Annotated in this window: 19 protein-coding genes and 1 pseudogene; 10 read left to right on the forward strand and 10 right to left on the reverse strand. The window is 63.6% G+C overall.

The features are described from left to right. A pseudogene (locus tag EOA23_RS06995) lies at positions 1 to 198 on the forward strand (methionine synthase); the annotation flags it as partial. Between the two features lie 10 nt (positions 199 to 208). Here the strand turns inward: EOA23_RS06995 and EOA23_RS07000 are convergent. The 7 genes from EOA23_RS07000 to EOA23_RS07030 all read right to left on the reverse strand — a co-directional run bounded on the left by EOA23_RS07000 (position 209) and on the right by EOA23_RS07030 (position 7,218). Then, positions 209 to 472, reverse strand: coding sequence for a hypothetical protein (locus EOA23_RS07000; protein ID WP_127303360.1), 264 nt, complete (start codon positions 470 to 472; stop codon positions 209 to 211). 151 nt (positions 473 to 623) lie between these two features. Then, positions 624 to 2,798, reverse strand: a complete 2,175-nt coding sequence (locus tag EOA23_RS07005; RefSeq protein WP_127303361.1) for a VWA domain-containing protein — start codon at positions 2,796 to 2,798, stop codon at positions 624 to 626. A gap of 2 nt (positions 2,799 to 2,800) precedes the next feature. Beyond that, on the reverse strand, positions 2,801 to 3,358 hold the full coding sequence (locus EOA23_RS07010) for an RNA polymerase sigma factor (protein WP_127303362.1): 558 nt from the start codon (positions 3,356 to 3,358) through the stop codon (positions 2,801 to 2,803). Positions 3,359 to 3,537: 179 nt separating this feature from the next. Then, positions 3,538 to 4,269: a dienelactone hydrolase family protein gene (locus EOA23_RS07015; RefSeq protein ID WP_127303363.1), complete on the reverse strand. Its 732-nt coding sequence runs from the start codon at positions 4,267 to 4,269 to the stop codon at positions 3,538 to 3,540. A 104-nt stretch (positions 4,270 to 4,373) separates the two neighbouring features. After that, a complete protein-coding gene (locus EOA23_RS07020) occupies positions 4,374 to 5,054 on the reverse strand; it encodes a 4Fe-4S dicluster domain-containing protein (RefSeq protein WP_127303364.1) in 681 nt (226 codons plus the stop codon). Next, positions 5,051 to 5,554, reverse strand: coding sequence for a hypothetical protein (locus EOA23_RS07025; protein WP_127303365.1), 504 nt, complete (start codon positions 5,552 to 5,554; stop codon positions 5,051 to 5,053). The genes EOA23_RS07020 and EOA23_RS07025 overlap by 4 nt, the downstream gene beginning before the upstream one ends. Before the next feature lie 89 nt (positions 5,555 to 5,643). Next, positions 5,644 to 7,218, reverse strand: coding sequence for a trimethylamine methyltransferase family protein (locus EOA23_RS07030; protein WP_127303366.1), 1,575 nt, complete (start codon positions 7,216 to 7,218; stop codon positions 5,644 to 5,646). Positions 7,219 to 7,491: 273 nt separating this feature from the next. On the opposite strand from EOA23_RS07030, the gene EOA23_RS07035 reads away from it, so the two are divergent. Beyond that, positions 7,492 to 8,190, forward strand: a complete 699-nt coding sequence (locus tag EOA23_RS07035) for a B12-binding domain-containing protein (RefSeq protein WP_042645014.1) — start codon at positions 7,492 to 7,494, stop codon at positions 8,188 to 8,190. A gap of 82 nt (positions 8,191 to 8,272) precedes the next feature. On the opposite strand, the gene EOA23_RS07040 is transcribed toward EOA23_RS07035, so the two are convergent. Then, entirely contained in the window at positions 8,273 to 8,407 is a 135-nt protein-coding gene (locus tag EOA23_RS07040) for an entericidin A/B family lipoprotein (RefSeq protein WP_127303367.1), read from the reverse strand. A gap of 53 nt (positions 8,408 to 8,460) precedes the next feature. Here EOA23_RS07040 and EOA23_RS07045 point away from each other — a divergent pair, with 53 nt between their 5' ends. Further along, positions 8,461 to 9,090, forward strand: coding sequence for a DUF1638 domain-containing protein (locus EOA23_RS07045; RefSeq protein WP_126060281.1), 630 nt, complete (start codon positions 8,461 to 8,463; stop codon positions 9,088 to 9,090). 5 nt (positions 9,091 to 9,095) lie between these two features. On the opposite strand, the gene EOA23_RS07050 is transcribed toward EOA23_RS07045, so the two are convergent. Beyond that, positions 9,096 to 10,010, reverse strand: coding sequence for an NAD(P)-dependent oxidoreductase (locus EOA23_RS07050; RefSeq protein ID WP_127303368.1), 915 nt, complete (start codon positions 10,008 to 10,010; stop codon positions 9,096 to 9,098). A 124-nt stretch (positions 10,011 to 10,134) separates the two neighbouring features. On the opposite strand from EOA23_RS07050, the gene EOA23_RS07055 reads away from it, so the two are divergent. The 6 genes from EOA23_RS07055 (at position 10,135) to EOA23_RS07080 (ending at position 14,800) form a co-directional block, all read left to right on the forward strand. After that, positions 10,135 to 10,710: a DUF4893 domain-containing protein gene (locus EOA23_RS07055; RefSeq protein WP_127303369.1), complete on the forward strand. Its 576-nt coding sequence runs from the start codon at positions 10,135 to 10,137 to the stop codon at positions 10,708 to 10,710. An 84-nt stretch (positions 10,711 to 10,794) separates the two neighbouring features. Next, on the forward strand, positions 10,795 to 11,577 hold the full coding sequence (locus tag EOA23_RS07060) for a formyl transferase (protein WP_127303370.1): 783 nt from the start codon (positions 10,795 to 10,797) through the stop codon (positions 11,575 to 11,577). A gap of 135 nt (positions 11,578 to 11,712) precedes the next feature. After that, positions 11,713 to 12,015, forward strand: coding sequence for a virulence factor (locus tag EOA23_RS07065; RefSeq protein WP_042645018.1), 303 nt, complete (start codon positions 11,713 to 11,715; stop codon positions 12,013 to 12,015). Further along, on the forward strand, positions 12,008 to 12,598 hold the full coding sequence (locus tag EOA23_RS07070) for a methylenetetrahydrofolate reductase C-terminal domain-containing protein (protein WP_127303371.1): 591 nt from the start codon (positions 12,008 to 12,010) through the stop codon (positions 12,596 to 12,598). Before EOA23_RS07065 ends, EOA23_RS07070 begins: the two co-directional genes overlap by 8 nt. Further along, the gene (locus tag EOA23_RS07075) at positions 12,595 to 13,686 is read left to right on the forward strand and encodes a methylenetetrahydrofolate reductase (protein ID WP_126060276.1); all 1,092 of its coding nucleotides are present in this window, start codon (positions 12,595 to 12,597) and stop codon (positions 13,684 to 13,686) included. The genes EOA23_RS07070 and EOA23_RS07075 overlap by 4 nt, the downstream gene beginning before the upstream one ends. 139 nt (positions 13,687 to 13,825) lie before the next feature. Continuing rightward, positions 13,826 to 14,800 (forward strand): methyltetrahydrofolate cobalamin methyltransferase, encoded by a 975-nt coding sequence (locus EOA23_RS07080; RefSeq protein ID WP_126060275.1) that lies wholly within the window; start codon positions 13,826 to 13,828, stop codon positions 14,798 to 14,800. A gap of 79 nt (positions 14,801 to 14,879) precedes the next feature. Here EOA23_RS07080 and EOA23_RS07085 read toward each other — a convergent pair whose 3' ends face one another. After that, positions 14,880 to 15,122 carry a hypothetical protein gene (locus tag EOA23_RS07085; RefSeq protein WP_245474045.1) on the reverse strand — a complete coding sequence of 81 codons (243 nt, stop codon included), beginning with the start codon at positions 15,120 to 15,122 and terminating at the stop codon, positions 14,880 to 14,882. An 89-nt stretch (positions 15,123 to 15,211) separates the two neighbouring features. Here EOA23_RS07085 and EOA23_RS07090 point away from each other — a divergent pair, with 89 nt between their 5' ends. After that, a complete protein-coding gene (locus EOA23_RS07090) occupies positions 15,212 to 17,281 on the forward strand; it encodes an ASKHA domain-containing protein (RefSeq protein ID WP_127303373.1) in 2,070 nt (689 codons plus the stop codon). The last annotated feature ends 6 nt before the right edge of the window (positions 17,282 to 17,287 follow it).

Here is a 17,287-nt window from a genome sequence, read left to right on the forward strand (position 1 = left end):
GACAAGATCGTCGGCGGCTGCTGCGGCACCTCCTTCGCCCACCTTGCCGCCATGCGCAAGGCGCTCGACGGCCACACCAAGGCTGAGCGCCCGACCGTCGAGACGATCGTCGAGCGCATCGGTCCGATGCGCAACAAGACGGCAAGCGCCGGGGACAGCGGCGAAGGCAGGCGCGAACGCAGGCGCAGCCGCGCCTGACGGGCCCCGATTATTTGCTGTTTTCGGCGTAGCGCGACAGCGCGGTGCTGAGATCGACGACGTTCTCGGAATTCATGGTCGCCAGCGCGCCCGACGCGCCGGGGTCGGTGATCTGTTCCAGCATCACGCGAAAACGGTCGTTGTTGAGCGCCGAAAGCGCCGTGTTGCGGGCGGCATCGACATCGCTTCGAATGCGCGTCGACTCCAGCGTCGGAGCACGCGCCGGCGTCGTGTTTGCCGTCGCCGCCGCGTTCCAGTTCGTGGTGATATGCAATGCCCGCCCCTGATGCTCGTCTATCCGCACGAACTAACAAAAGTTAATTGCGATGATATTCCGGAAAAGCAGCGCAATTTAACGATCGCGGAAAAGGCCGGCAGGAATTGCCCGCCGGCCTTCGCTATTTCGGTCCCTGCCCTTCGGCTCTCTACTTGTTGCCGTCCAGCGATGAGGCCAGGCGCACCAGCGACAGGAACTCCGCCCTGTAGCCGAACGGATCGGCGCCACGCGCGGCATTGGCGATCTCGGCGATCCGATCATAGCCGAAATTCGCCGTCTGGTCCTCGTCGCGCAGCTTCTGCCCGAAGGCCGCGACGGCGACCGAGAAGCGCTGGTCGGCGCCGGCCGCGTCGAAGGACGAGACCTCGTTGGCGGTGGTCACCGGCGTGGTGATCAGCTTCGAGACATTCTCGCTCGGCAGCTTGTAGCGGATCTTGACGAAGGCATATTCGTCGGCATTGGCGACGCCGCCATTGTCGACCTTGGCCTGGCCGTAGCGCAGCGGATCGACCTGCTCGCCGCCGCTCCCTTTCGGCGTGATTTCATAGACCGCGGTCACCGAATGGCCCGAGCCGATATCGCCGGCATCGACGCGGTCGTTGTTGAAATCCTCGCGCTTCAGGGCCCGGGTCTCATAACCGACGAGACGGTATTCGGAAACCCTGGCCGGATTGAACTCGACCTGGATCTTGACGTCCTTGGCGATGGTGAACAGCGTCGAGGAGGCATCCTCGACCAGCACCTTCTCGGCTTCGGCCAAAGTGTCGATATAGGCGGCTGTGCCGTTGCCGTTCTGGGCGATGGTCTGCATCATCTGGTCGTTGAGATTGCCGCGCCCGAAACCGAACACCGAGAGGAACACGCCGGTCTTGCGCTCCTTCTCGATCAGCCGCTTGAGATCGTCGTCATCGGTCTGGCCGACATTGAAATCGCCGTCGGTGGCGAGCATCACGCGGTTGACGCCGTCCTTGACGAAGGATTGTTGGGCAAGCTTGTAGGCCTCGCGGATGCCTTCCTCGCCGGCCGTCGATCCGCCGGGCTCGAGATTATCGATGGCAGCAAGGATTTTCTGCTTTTCCGCCGCTTTGGTCGGCATCAGCACCGTGCCGGCATTGCCGGCATAGGTGACGATCGAGACGGTGTCGTCGGGCTTCAGCTTGCTGACCAGCAGGCGGAAGGCGGATTTGAGCAGCGGCAGCTTGTCCGGCTCGTCCATCGAGCCGGAGACATCGATCAGGAAGACGAGGTTGGCCTTGGGCTGCTCGACCGGCTTCACGTCGAAACCCTTGATCGCGACATGCATGAGCTTGGTGTGTTCGTTCCATGGCGTCGGCATCACGGTAACGGTCGAGTTGAACGGCGTCGACGCCGAATCCGGCCCCCTCCAGCCATAGGGGAAGTAGTTGATCATCTCCTCGACGCGGACCGTGTCCGGATCAGGCAGGCTGCCTTCCTTCAGCGAGCGCCGCACGAAGGAATAGGAGGCCGTGTCGACATCGATCGAGAAGGTCGAGACCGGGTCCTGGGCGGTCTCGTGCACCGGATTGGTCTTGAAGGTTTCGATGCGGTCGCGGTTTTCCTCCTGCGGCTGCATCTGGTCGGATGGCATGGGCGCGGGCTGCACCATCATCTTGGAATCGGCGACCGCGCCCGCCGGCATCTGCGCAGACTGCATCGCGGTTGCCGGCGCCTGGGTATTCGCGCGCCCACCCGCCAGTTGGTCAACCTCTGCCGGTGCAGGTGAGGTCGCAGGTGCTGCCTTTAGCGCCAGTTCCTGCTTGGCGTAATCTTTTAACGTACCGTCTTCGCGCTTTGCCAAGTCGTTTGACTGGTTCAGCCCAGAGGTCGGCTGTGATGTCGGCGCAACCTGCGCCTCATCTTCGACGCGCCGTTCGCTGTCGGCGTCGATCTTCTTCTCCTTCGCCGGCGCAGCCGCTAGCGGCTCATTGATCGCCGGTTGCCTAGGCGCGGGCTTCTGCTCCACCGGCTTGTCGGCCAGCGTCTCGGTGACCGTGCCATTGGCTGCAATGACGGCCGGCTGTTCCTTCAGCATCTCGAAAGCGGCGTAGCCGGCGATAGGCAGCGCGACCAGCGCGGTGATGGCCGGCGTGGCAATGAGTTTCCGTTGCATGATGTCTCTCCAGAGCTTTTGTGCTCGCTCCGTGAGACGAAGGCCTGCGGACGTTCCTTGGGGGGCCGCCAAATTTTTTTCATCGAGGTCGAAGGCCTGCATGGCGGCGGCCATCGCACGCGCCTTCGCTTCGCCGTCCGGCGCAGGCATTGCGAGATCGCGCAGCCTTTCGAGTTCGTTGTCGTCGACCATGGTCACACTTCCCCGGCTGAACGCATCAGCACCTTCAGCCGTTTCTTCGCTTCATGGATGTGCCAGGAAACCGTCGTCTCCGAGATCGCCATCACCTCCGCCGCGGAGGCGTGGTTCAACCCTTCGCCATAGACGAGCAGCACCGCATCGCGTTGCTTGTCGGGCAGCATCCGCACCGCGGCCCACAACGCCTCGGCGGGATCGTCCGTCGGCGCTTCGCCCGCGATCGACGCGTAAGCGCCATAGGCATCGGTCTTGGCGGCGTCGCGGGCGCGCTTGCGCATCATGTCGCGCGAAGCATTCAGCGTCATGGCATAGAGCCATGTCGTGAAGGCGCCATTGCCCTGATAGTCGCGGACCGCGCGGCCGAGCCGCACGCAGACATCCTGGGCGATGTCCTCAGCATCGGCCTTCCTGCCGCACCAGCGATAGGCGGCGCGATAGACGAAGCCATAGTGCCTTTCGACCAGTTTGCCGAAAGCCCCCCTGTCTCCGCCCCTCGCCCGCCCGATCAACTCGGCATCGGAGGCTTCGCTGTCGTCCAGCATCATCGCCTTCATTTGCCCGTTGGACGAAGGCTAATGGCCAATCCTTGGGGCGATGAAAAGATTTTTTTGCGACACCACTTTTTCCTTCTCTCCCTTCCACGGGGAGAAGGTGCCCGAAGGGCGGATGAGGGGCGGCGCGGACATTCGAAGGCTCGCGCTAGGCCACGCGCACTACAATCCGAGACCGAAACTCAGCCCAGCGTCTCTTTGAAAAACGTCGTCAGCCGCTTCCAGTGGCGTTCAGCGCCCGCCTCGTCATAGACGCCATGATCGGGCACGCACCAGCCATGGCCGACCCCGACATAGTTCTCGATCGTATGGTCGACCTCTGCCACCCTGAGCGCCTCCGCCAGCCGCGCCGACTGCTCGGGCGGGAAGCTATGGTCGACGCCGGCGACGCCGACATAGACGCGCGCCTTGATCGAAGCCGCCTTGCGATGCGGGCTGTCGGCCGCGTCGCTGGCCAGATTACCGCCATGGAAGCTTGCCGCGGCAACGATCCGGTCCGGATAGCTCGCCGCCGCGTTCAACGCCCGCGCGCCGCCCATGCAATAGCCGACGACGCCGATCGGTCCGCCAATGCCCTCGGCCGCGAACGCGTCGAGGAAGGCGCTGCCGTCGCGGATGGTCATGCCCTGCGTCGTACCGCCGCTCAGCATCAACAGCAGGGCCTTGGTCTTTGCATCGGTGAACCCGGTTTTGGGATCGAACGGGCCATAGGGCGCATAGCGATAGAAGAGATCGGGCACCAGCACGGCATAGCCATGCCCAGAGAGGCGCTCCGCCATCTGGTCGAGCACCGGACGCGGACCGAAAATATCCATGTAGAGGATGATTCCGGCCTTGGCCGGCGCGGCTGGACGAAACAGCCGAGCCTTCGCCGTGCCGTCCAGGGTCTTGATCTCGATGTCCCGCTTCGTCATTGCGCGCTCCGCTCGTTGCCACGCGATAGATATCTGCGCCGCCCGCCAGGGCAAGCCACGACATCTCAACGGCGGTCAAGTTTCCGTGCGGTCCGGAAGAATGTCTACACCCCGGCGAACGCCGCCATATGGAAAGCCTGGACATCAGCCGGGTAGCGATATTCAGCGCCATAGGGACAGGCGTTGCGGTCGAGGCAGCCGCCGGCGCGGCAAGGCGCACCATCCGTGCCACGCACATGCGCCAGGCACGCCTGGTGCGCAAAGCCATCCACCGAATAGGCGTCCACAGGACAGGATTTCAGGCAGGGTTTTTCGACGCATGTGTCGCAAAGATGAATCGCCGCATGAGGTTCGGGAACAGAAATCTCGTCCTCGAACAGCAACGCGCCGCGATAGGCGTGCCAAAGCCCATACTGAGGATGCATGAGGATGCCGAGCGGCGACGGCTTCAGCCCTTCCGCCCGCATCGCCCATTGCTGGAACGGCAGGTAAGGCCGATCCGAAGGAGAAACGGCTCGCGCGCCGCAGCCTTGCGCGACCGCGCCGATCACCTCGCGAGCCCAGCTGTCGAGCGGATTGGTGATGTCCCTCGCCTGCCGTTCCCGCCATTGCTGGAAATGCGGCCAAGGCGCCGCTCCTGCCTGCCCTACCAGCAGCGCGGACTTGGCGGGGACGTTTCTGGGGTCGACAGGAGCATCTTCGCAGTCAACGAAATTGAAGCCCCCGCGAAGGATGAGTCCATGCCGGGCCAGAGCTTCACTGACATGATCACAACCAACGGTCATCTGGCTTGAACTTCGCCACGAACTCGCGAGCTGCGCAATTCTCTCTTTGGATCATGCGGGCGGGAGCAACCGGAAGCGTCATGAGACCAAGCTTGCCCTCGGTCGTCGACGATCGTCACCGTGCAGATGAAGCCAGTTTCGCCCACCAAGCACTGCTGGGTCTTGGGCAGATCGAATTCAACTTCAATTTTACAAGAACGAATCGTGAGGGCTTTGGACGCGGCTTGAGTTTCGATCATCGAACCGTATCGCGCAGCTATTGAAGCGAACTCAGACAACGCTTCAGCCAACCGCCCTAGTAGCTCGATCAGGATTTTGGTCGTCGAGTGCTCCCTAGCAAGGGAATGAAGTTTGCCGATCGCCCAATAGCCATGAAGGTCGTTGTTACGACTGATGAACGACGCGGCAGCATCAGCCGCGATCCCCTTGAATGCTCTTCGCCTCATCTCGACCTCCGGCAGAACCCGCCGGAGGATAGCTGCGCCGTGTGAAAGAATCATCCCTTCCGGTCCGGGTCGGAGAACGCGCTCCGCCAGACTTCCTTATGGATGATGTCGGCCACTTTAGCCCGGCCTGAATCGGGCTCCTTTCAAGTGAAGGCGTCGGGCATCGACCCCTTCTTCTTGGCGATGAAGTCCTTCAGCGCCTCGTCGATGGCCGGATCGAGATGCGGCGCCTCGTAGCTTTCCAGCCAGCGGCGGGCGAGTTCGTTGGCGCGCTGCGGCGCGGTCTTCTCGCCCTCGGCCAGCCACTGCTCGTAGGAATTGTTGTCGGCGATGTTGGAGCGGTAGAAGGCCGTCTGGAAATTCGCCTGGGTGTGGTCGCAGCCGAGATAGTGGCTGCCCGGACCGACCTGGCGGATGGCGTCCATCGCTTGGCCGTTTTCCGACAGGTCGACGCCCTCGCAGAATTTCTGCTGCATGCCGAGCTGGTCGATGTCCATCATGAATTTCTCGTAGCAGGATGCGAGACCGCCCTCGAGCCAGCCGGCCGAATGCAGCACGAAATTGGTGCCGGCAAGGATCGTCGAGTTGAGCGTGTTGGCGCTCTCATAGGCCGCCTGCGCATCCGGGATCTTCGAGGCGCAAAGCGAGCCGCCGGTGCGGAACGGCAGGCCGAGCCGGCGCGCCAGCTGGGCGGCGCCGTAGGAGACGAGCGACGGCTCCGGCGTGCCGAAGGTCGGGGCGCCCGACTGCATCGAGATCGACGAGGCGAAGGTGCCGAACAGCACCGGCGCGCCGGGCTTGATCAGCTGCGTGAACGAGGCGCCGGCGAGCACTTCGGCCAGCACCTGCGTCAGCGTGCCGGCGACCGTCACCGGGCTCATCGCGCCGGCCAGGATGAAGGGCGTGACGATGCAGGCCTGGTTGTGGCGCGAATAGACTTTCAGCGCCCCCAGCATGGTTTCGTCGAACACCATCGGCGAGTTGGCGTTGATCAGGCTGGTCAGCACCGTGTTGTTCTCGACGAAGTCGTCGCCGAAGACGAGCTTGGCCATCGCAACCGTATCCTCGGCCCGCTCCGGCGCGGTCACAGAGCCCATGAACGGCTTGTCCGAGTAACGGATATGCGCGTAGATCATGTCGAGGTGGCGCTTGTTGACCGGCACGTCGACCGGCTCGCACACCGTGCCGCCCGAATGGTGGATCGACGGCGCCATATAGGCGAGCTTCACGAAATTCTGGAAATCCTCGATCGTCGCGTAGCGGCGGTTGCCGTCGAGGTCGCGCACGAAGGGCGGGCCGTAGACCGGCGCGAACACGGTCGCGTTGCCGCCGATCTGCACCGAGCGCTCCGGATTGCGCGCATGCTGGGTGTAGATGGAAGGCGCGGTCTTCAAGAGCGAGCGGCAGAGCCCCTTGGGGAAATGCACGCGCTCGCCCTTGACGTCGGCGCCGGCCTCTTTCCACAGCGCCAGCGCCTCGGCGTCATCGCGAAAGATGATGCCGATCTCTTCCAGCACCGTATCGGTGTTCTTCTCGATCAGCGCCAGGCCTTCCTCGTTGAGGACCTCGTAGACGTTGATCTTGCGCTTGATGTAGGTGAGCTGGGTGCCCGGACCGCCGCCCGAACGGGCTGCCCGGCGTGCTGCCGCGCCGCCGCTGGCGCCGCGACCGCGTCGTCCGCCCGGCGCTTCCTGCTCGACTGCCGCGTTATCGCTCATGATCGTTCTTCCTGTAACTTGGCCTGAATTGGCTGGGGCGGCCCGTCGCTGCCGCCTCTTGCCTGGATCGTAGCCATGCACCCTATTGGAAACGGCCAGCCAGCGCCAACGCCTGTCGCAAAATCGACAAGAAAAGCGTCAATTTTTCAGTCGCTTTCCTTTTGCGGGAAGTCGCAAATCAGCTATGGCTAGCTTGCCCTCGCGGGTTAGGTATTGGCGCATCGATTTTTAGGCTGCCGCAGTCATTCCGAGCAGCAAGGAGCCCGAGGAAAAATGGCCGACGACGAGATCATCCTTTCCGAGCTTTCCGACGAGGAGCTTGTGCAGCAGATGCACGACGACCTCTATGACGGTCTGAAGGAAGAAATCGAGGAAGGCACCAACATCCTTCTGGAGCGCGGCTGGCAGCCCTATACGGTGCTGACTGAGGCGCTGGTCGAGGGCATGCGCATCGTCGGCGAGGATTTCCGCGACGGCATCCTCTTCGTGCCGGAAGTGCTGCTCTCGGCCAACGCCATGAAGGCCGGCATGGCCATTCTGCGTCCGCTGCTCGCCGCCACCGGCGCGCCCAAGCAGGGCAAGATGGTGATCGGCACCGTCAAGGGCGACATCCACGACATCGGCAAGAACCTCGTCGGCATGATGATGGAAGGCGCCGGCTTCGACGTCATCGACCTCGGCATCAACAACGCGGTCGAGAAATATCTCGACGCCATCGAGCAGCACCAGCCCGACATCATCGGCATGTCGGCGCTGCTCACCACCACCATGCCTTATATGAAGGTCGTCATCGACACGATGAAGGAAAAGGGCATCCGCGACGATTATGTCGTGCTGGTCGGCGGCGCGCCCCTCAATGAGGAGTTCGGCAAGGCCGTCGGCGCCGACGCCTATTGCCGCGACGCCGCGGTGGCCGTCGAAACCGCAAAGGATTTCATGAAGCGCAAGCACAACGTTCGCGCTTCCGCCTGATACGAGGCATCAGGATGGATCTAAAAAAGCCGCGCCTTGCAGCGCGGCTTTTTTGTTCCCAGATGATGGAAAAGGCTGCCGATCAGTTGACAGTGTCCTTGACCGCCCTTGCCGTCGATTTGACGTCCTTGCCGACGCCCCGGATGGTGTTGGCGCAAGCGGTGAGCGCAAGCGCAAAGGCCAGGATGGCGATCGGCGCGACGCGTAGCAGTTTCATGAACGGTGTCTCCCTCGACAGATATTAAGCCCCGCAGCGAAGGCCGGCCCTACTTGGTCAAGACGCAAAAAACGGAACCGAATCAAACAGACAGGCTGCTCGTCATCGCCTGCGGGATGATTGCGCGCGAAGTTTTGGCCGTCAAGCAACAGCTAAAGCTCGACCATCTCGAGCTGACCTGCCTGCCGGCCGAGTTCCATTTCTATCCGGACCGCATCGCGCCGGCGATGGATAAGGCGATCGAGAAGGCCAAGGCGGAGGGCTACGATCACATCTTCGTCGGCTATGCCGACTGCGGAACTGGCGGCCTGCTCGACCGCGTCATCGAGAAGCACGGCGTCGAGCGCATGGCCGGGCCGCACTGCTTTGCCTTCTACCAGGGCATGGACGCTTATGCGAAGGTCGCCGATGGCGACATGATGTCGTTCTACATGACCGACTTCCTCTGCCGCCAGTTCGAGGCCTTCTTCATCAAGCCGCTCGGCCTCGACCGGCATCCCGAACTGATCAAGGACTATTTCGGCAATTACGAGAAGCTGATCTATCTCGCCCAGACCGACGATCCGGAGCTGGACAAGGTCGCCGAGAAGGCTGCGGTTATGCTCGGCCTCGCCTACGAGCGCCGCCGCACTGGCTATGGTGATCTGACGAGCGAATTGGCGCGGGTGGCAACCGGCGCCTGACGGCTTCACGCCTCCGCTTCGAGCGCCGCCAATACATCGGCAAAACTTGTCTTGCAGACGAAGCCGAGTCGCTCCCCCGCCCGCGAGGGATCGTAGACGCGGTCGATCGACGAAAACATCGTCCAGCCCTTCCTCGCATAGAGCCCGGGATAATCCGGGAAATAGCGCGCGACAACCGATGGCGCGTCGGCGATGAGCTCGGCGCAGTCCAGCAGCCGGAACGGAGTCGGTGCCGAGATGATAAACGTGTCGAACCCGAGCAGCGGAGCTTTCTCCAGCGCCGCGACATGAGCCTCGGCCGCATCCTCCACCGTCAGCCGGCGAAACAGCAATTCGTTGGCCTTGGTGTTGGCGTCTGACTGCTCGATCGCATGCGCCATATCGTCGGCTTCGGGAAAGAAGCGTGCGGTGCGCAGCACCACAACCGGCAATCCATGCTGAAGGTTATAAAGACGGCACAGATGCTCGGCCGACAGTTTAGTCACGCCATAAATGTTGCGCGGCTCCGGCGACATCTCCTCCGTCAGCCAGGCCGCCTTGCGCGCGCCGCCCTGGAAGCCGGCGCGGATCACCTGCGAGATCATCAGCGACGTCGTCGAGGTGAAGACGAAACGCTCGACGCCGCAGGCAACCGCCGCGTCGAGCAGGTTGAGCGTGCCTTGCACATTCGTCGCGACGAAGGCGCTGTTCTCAAAGTGCTCGATGTTCGGCTTGTGCAGCGCGCCGCTGTGAATGATGGCCTCGATGCGCTTGTCGCGGACAGTTCCGAAGACCAGGTTGCGGTCCGCGACCGAGCCGACGACCTGCGTGCGCGCCGAGGCAACCGGATCGAGACCGACCACCTCATGGCCGAGCGCCTCGAGCCGAGGCCCAAGCGCGCTGCCCAGCCAGCCGGACGATCCCGTGAGCAAGATCCGCATCGATCGAACACCATTTTTCCGAGCCCACGCTGTTAAGCACGGATGACAGACGATCGCGAACCGGTAAGTTGTGCGCCAGTGACGAAAAGAACTGTTCCAGCCATCGATTTGAGGAAACGATTTGATGATCCCTCGCCTGCTTTTTGCCGCTCTCGGCCTTATCGCCCTCACCTTACCCGCCCATGCCGACGGCGAGGTGCAGAAGCTGATCACTGCCGCCGACAAGGCGCGGCTGGATAAGTATGGCGAGACGCGCAAGGCCGCCCTCGAGGAGGCAAAGGCCGGCGATCCGGCGGAGGTCAAGCAGTTGGATGACCTGCTCGCCAAACCGCTTGTCGCCTTCTCGGACAAGGACCTCACCGGCAACTGGAAGTGCCGCACCATCAAGGCGGGCGGCTTGAGCCCGCTGATCATCTATGGCTGGTTCAAGTGCAAGGTGACCGACGACGGTTCCGGCTGGCGGCTTATGAAGATCAGCGGCTCGCAACGCACAACCGGCCGCTTCTTCGACGATGGCGAGAAGCGCTCGATCTATCTCGGCTCTTTCTCGGTGAACAACGACAAGGCCAAGCCCTATGGCAGCGGTCCTGAGAGCGACCAGGTCGGCTACGCCTTCCGCAACAGCGCCGGCGAATGGCGCATCGAATTCCCCGCGCCCTATTACGAATCCAAGCTCGACATCATGGAATTCAAGCGCTGAGCCGGGTACTGAGCCGCCTCCGGCACACCAAGGATTAACCCAGCCCGCATAGCATGCGCCCGGTTTTCAAAGCGGGTGCTTGCCGTGGCAGCGTCGGAATCGAATACGCGACCGATCGTGGTCGTCACCGAAGGTGGCCCGCACATCTGGGCCATCGTCAATGCGATTGCTGATCGTGTCGGTCCCGTCAGCGTCGTCCTCGAAGCTCCTGAATCCAAAAAGCGACTGCTCATGGGCCGCGGCCGGCGGCAGGGCTGGATCTCTGCCATCGGGCAGCTCGGCACGATGGTGCTTACCAGGCTCGGCAAGCGCTTCCTTGCCGGCCACGCCGAGCGGCTGATCGCCGAGGAAAAGCTCGACACCGAACCGCGGCAGGGCCAGGCGATCATCCACGTGCCCTCAGCCAACGGGCCGGAGTGCCTGAAGGAAATCGCCAGCATCGGACCGGGTGTCGTCCTGCTCGCCGGTTGCAGGCTGCTGTCGAAGGACACGTTGGCCAGGATGCCTTGCCCGGTGCTCAACTATCACGCCGGCATCGCGCCGAAATATCGCGGCATGAATGGAGGCTACTGGGCGCTGGCCTCCGGCGACGCGCAGAACTTCGGCACCACCGTGCATCTGGTCGATGCCGGGGTCGACACAGGCGGCGTGCTGAAGCAGGCGCGCGGCAAACCCAAGACGGGCGACACCATCGCCAGCTACGCGCTGCGCCAGGCAGCGTTTTCGCGCGATATCTGCGTCGAGGCGGTGAAGGATGCGCTGGCCGGCAGACTGGAAACGATCGATCCCGGCCTGCCGTCCAAGCAATGGTATCACCCGACGATCTGGTCCTATCTCTGGACCGGCCTGACGAAGCGCGTCTGGTGATTGGCCGGCAACGGATTCCAGCATTCGCTTTGCGCCATCGCCAGCGTCGCTTTTGAAGGGGCGCGCGTCGTCCCATAACAAGCGGGCCAACAGCGCATGCGGCAATGCTCCATGACATCGAGGAGTTGAGAATTCATGGCCGATCTGATCGTCGTCTATTGGCGCGATATCCCCGCCCAGGTCATCGTCAGGAAGGGCCGGCAGAACGCCAAGCGCGAGCTGCCGCTGCGCTTCACCGAGGCGATCGACATGTGCGCCATGCGCACCGGCGCCGGCGGCACCGACGACTATCTGGCGGAATGGCGCAAGGCCGACCCGGTTCCGGTCGGCGACGACATCGAGGCCGAGGTGGAGAAGGCCTATCAGGAACTCGACGCGAAATATGATCGCGAGCGGCTGGTCGCTCTGGTCAAAGCTGGCGGGAAAGAAAATGTCTGACAAGCAGCCGGCGGTCACCCAGGCCACATTGGTCAAGAAGGCAGCGCCGAAATCCGACTACAAGCCTGCCGATGTGTCGCCGCAGCGCCGCGTCCAGCGCACCTTTGCCGTGCGGCTGTGGTCGATCAGGCATTCGCGCTTGCTCGAATGGTTCTACAGCCGGTTCGCCGATGTCTTCCTGCTCCTGCACCCCCTGTGGAAGGGTATCGGCTACAGCCGGGTCGAAGCTCCGGTGAAGTTTGTCGAAAAGCGCGTGAAGGGCTTCATGTTCGATTGCCGTATGTGCGGCCAGTGCGTGCTTTCCTCCACCGGCATGTCCTGTCCTATGAACTGCCCCAAGCAGCTGCGCAACGGCCCGTGCGGCGGCGTGCGCGCCAACGGCAATTGCGAGGTCGAGCCGGATATGCCTTGCGTCTGGGTTAAGGCCTGGGAAGGCTCGCGCAACATGGTTCACGGCGACAAGATCCTGACCGTGCAGAAGCCGGTCGATCAGTCGCTGCGCGAAACTTCGGCCTGGCTGCGGGTGACGGCGCAGGCCGCCGCGGCGCGTGAAACGACCCAGACCCCCGGAGCTTCGGCATGAACGCCCGCCAGCGCGACGAGAACCCGGCCGGCATCCACCTGCCGCTCGATCCCCTGCCCGGCCACACCTCGCGCGGCCGGCTGGAGCGCGTGCTGCGCCGCGGCGAGTTCGCGGTGACCACCGAGCTCAACCCGCCCGACAGCGCCGATCCCGAAGACGTCTACAACCGCGCCAAGATCTTCGACGGCTGGGTCGACGCCATCAACGCGGTCGATGCCTCGGGCGCCAATTGCCACATGTCGTCGGTCGGCATCTGCGCGCTGCTCACCCGCATGGGATATGCGCCGATCATGCAGATCGCCTGCCGCGACAAGAACCGCATCGCCATCCAGGGTGACGTGCTGGGCGGCGCGGCGATGGGCGTCGCCAACATGCTCTGCCTCACCGGCGATGGCGTGCAGGCCGGCGACCAGCCGGGCGCCAAGCCTGTCTTCGACCTCGATTCCATGTCGCTGCTCGAAACCATCCGCATCATGCGTGACAACGGCAAGTTCCTGTCCGGCCGCAAGCTGACGACGCCGCCGCAGGTGTTCCTCGGTTGCGCGGTCAATCCCTTCGCGCCGCCTTACGACTTCCGCCCGATCCATCTCGGCAAGAAGATCGCCGCCGGGGCGCAGTTCGCGCAGACGCAGTACTGCTTTGACGTGCCGATGTTCAAAGCCTTCATGCAGAAGGCGCGCGACCTCGGCCACACCGAGAAGCTCTTCCTGCTTTGCGGCGTCGGCCCGCTGGCTTCCGCCAAGACGGCGAAGTGGATCCGCTCCAACGTGCCTGGCATTCACATCCCCGACGCAGTGATCAAGCGGCTGGAAGGCGCGCAGGACCAGAAGAAGGAAGGCAAGCAGCTCTGCATCGACATCATCAACGAGGTGAAGGAAATCCCGGGCGTCGCCGGCATCCATGTGATGGCCTACCGCCAGGAAGAATATGTCGCCGAGATCGTCGATGAATCCGGCGTGCTGAAAGGCCGCCAGCCCTGGAAGCGCGAAATCCGCCGCGACGACCAGATCGTCGCCCAGCGGCTCGACCACATACTGCACGACGAGATTACCGAAACCCAGGTGGACATGGTGAAGACCGCGCATTGATGTATGTCGCCCAAAAGTGGGAACCGGTTTTGGGACAACGACATACATGAACTTAGAGTCTAGGTGGTCGGCACGCATTCACTTGAACCAAATCAGATAACGATATAAAGAACTCTTTATATCCCGACGGAGAGATCGCATGACCCGCACCATCGTCGCCTCGGCGACCCGAGAAATCGTCATCGGCTTCGATCAGCCCTTCTGCGTGATCGGCGAACGCATCAACCCGACCGGCCGCAAGAAGCTGGCCGCCGAGATGGTGGCCGGCAACTTCGAGACCGTCATCAAGGACGCGCTGGAGCAGGCCGCCTGCGGCGCCACCATGCTCGACGTCAATGCCGGAGTCACCGCCGTCGACCCCAACGCCACCGAGCCGGCGCTGCTGGTGCAGACGTTGGAGATCGTGCAAGGATTGGTCGATCTGCCGCTGTCGATCGACTCTTCGGTGACCGCCGCCATCGAGGCTGCGCTGAAGGTCGCCAAGGGCCGCCCGCTGGTCAACTCCGTCACCGGTGAGGAGGAAAAGCTCGAGGCGATCCTGCCGCTGGTCAAGAAATACAACGTCCCGGTCGTCGCCATCTCCAACGACGAGACCGGCATTTCGATGGACCCGGATGTCCGCTTCGCCGTCGCCAAGAAGATCGTCGAGCGCTGCGCCGACTTCGGCATCCCCTCGCATGACGTCGTCGTCGACCCGCTGGTGATGCCCATCGGCGCGTTGGGCGATGCCGGCCGCCAGGTGTTCGCGCTGTTGCGGCGGCTCCGCGAAGAGCTCAAGGTCAACACCACCTGCGGCCTCTCCAACATCTCCTTCGGCCTGCCGCACCGCCACGGCATCAACGCCGCCTTCATCCCGATGGTGATCGGCGCCGGCATGACCAGCGCAATCATGAACCCGGTGCGTCCGCAGGAAATGGAAGCCGTGCGCGGCGCCAATGTGCTCAACGGCACCGACGAGAACTGCACCAACTGGATCCGCACCTACAAGGACTACAAGCCGGCCGAAGGCGGCCACGCCGTTGCCGCTCCGGTCGCGGTCACCACGCCGGGCGACGGCGCTGCCGCCGGCGGCCGCCGCCGCGGCGGCCGCGAAGCCCGCATGGCCAGGGGGTAAGCGCGCAATCGTGGGCCATACCGCAAACAAGGCTGGTCCGATCGCATCGTGGATGCGGTCGGGCAGTTCTGCTTTGCGTTCAGGCCATGCCCACTATTGCGTCGAACAACACCATGCCCGCCCAGGATCCGAAAATGCCCGTGACCCCGCCGACGATGAAATCATCGTCATAGGCGGGCCAGTAGGCGTGCAGCACCAGGGTTCCGACGATCGCGCCGACGATCCCGGTGGCGAGGTAATGCGGATTGCGCAGCCACGAGCCTTTGATCACGCGCACCATGGTGAACGCGGTGAAGATGGCGGAGAGCAGCAGATCCGACATGGTCGGCCCCTGGACCAACGGACTCTCCGCCCAATAGTAGAACGATCCGTTAAACGGCATCGGCAATTGCCATCGAGACGCGTGCCAGCATGAATCCTCCCCCCAACATCACCGATCCGCTCGTCCTGTTCATGCCGTCGGGCAAGCGCGGCCGGTTCCCGGTCGGCACGCCGGTGCTCGATGCGGCGCGCCAGCTCGGCGTCTATGTCGAAAGCGTGTGCGGCGGCCGCGCCACCTGCGGGCGCTGCCAGATCGAGGTCCAGGAAGGCAATTTCGCCAAGCACAAGATCATCTCGTCCAACGACCACATCTCGCCCAAGGGCGCCAAGGAGGAGCGCTACGAGCGCGTGCGCGGCCTGCCCGAGCGGCGTCGTCTTTCCTGCTCGGCGCAGATCCTCGGCGACCTCGTCATCGACGTGCCGCAGGACACGGTCATCAACGCCCAGACCATTCGCAAGGACGCCGACACCAGGGTGATCGCGCGCGATACGGCGATCCGCATGTGCTATGTCGAGATCGAAGAGCCCGACATGCACAAGCCGCTCGGCGACCTCGACCGGCTCAAGATCGCCCTGATGAAGGACTGGGGTCTCAAGAATCTCGAATTCGACTTCTATCTGCTGCCGCAGGTGCAGGGCATCCTGCGCAAGGGCAACTGGACCGCGACGGCCGCCATCCACAAGGATGCCGACAGCGACATCGCGCGCGTCATCGCGCTGTGGCCTGGCCTGAAGAACGAGGCCTACGGCCTCGCCTGCGACATCGGCTCGACCACCATTGCCATGCATCTGGTGTCGCTGCTCTCCGGTCGCGTCGCCGCGTCCTCCGGCACATCCAATCCGCAGATCCGCTTCGGCGAGGATCTGATGAGCCGCGTCTCCTACGTGATGATGAACCCGGACGGCCGCGAAGGCATGACGGTTGCCGTGCGCGAGGCCATCTCCAGCCTGGTCGACAAGGTGTGCGCAGAAGGCAACGTCCAGCGCGCGGACATCCTGGATTCCGTCTTCGTCGGCAATCCGATCATGCATCATTTGTTTCTCGGCATCGATCCGACCGAGCTCGGCGGCGCGCCCTTCGCGCTCGCCGTCTCGGGCGCGGTGCGCATCAAGGCCTCCGACATTGGCTTGAAGCTCAACCAGGGCGCCCGCCTCTACATGCTGCCCTGCATTGCCGGCCATGTCGGTGCCGACGCCGCCGCTGTCACGCTGTCGGAAGGCCCGCATCGCCAGGACGAGATGATGCTGATCGTCGACGTCGGCACCAACGCCGAGATCGTGCTGGGCAACCGGACCCGCGTTGTCGCGGCCTCCTCCCCCACCGGCCCGGCCTTCGAGGGCGCGGAAATCTCCGGCGGCCAGCGAGCGGCGCCCGGCGCCATCGAGCGCGTGCGCATCGATCCCGTCACATTGGAGCCGCGCTACCGCGTCATCGGCTCGGAACTGTGGTCGGATCAGCCGGGCTTCGCCGAAAGCGTGCAGGCGACCGGCGTCACCGGCATTTGCGGCTCCGGCATCATCGAGGTGATCGCCGAGATGTATCTGTCCGGCATCATTTCGGAGGACGGCGTGGTCGACGGCTCGCTTTCGGCGCGCTCGCCGCGCATCGTGGCCAACGGCCGCACCTTCTCCTATGTGCTGAAGGAAGGCGAGCCGAAGATCACCATCACCCAGAACGACGTGCGCGCCATCCAGCTTGCCAAGGCGGCGCTCTATGCCGGCACCAAGCTGTTGATGGAAAAGCAGCACACCGATCATGTCGACCGCATCCACTTCGCCGGCGCCTTCGGCTCCTTCATCGATCCGAAATACGCCATGGTGCTCGGCCTGATCCCGGATTGCGACCTCGACAAGGTCTCGGCCGTCGGCAACGCCGCCGGCGCCGGCGCGCGCATGGCGCTCCTCAACCGCGGCTACCGTCGCGAGATCGAGGAGACGGTGAGCAGGATCGAGAAGATCGAGACGGCGCTGGAACCGAAATTCCAGGAGCACTTCGTCTACGCCATGGCGCTGCCGAACAAGGTCGACCCCTTCCCCAAGCTGGCGGCCGCGGTGAAGCTGCCGCCGCGCAAGGCCATGAGCGAGGACGGCGGCGCAGGCGACGCCACCCCGCGCCGGCGTTCGCGCGAGGAGCGCGCGGCGCGCCGCGGCCGCGACTAACGTTTC

Source organism: Mesorhizobium sp. M2A.F.Ca.ET.042.01.1.1 (assembly GCF_003997405.1).
Taxonomy (GTDB): Bacteria; Pseudomonadota; Alphaproteobacteria; order Rhizobiales; family Rhizobiaceae; genus Mesorhizobium.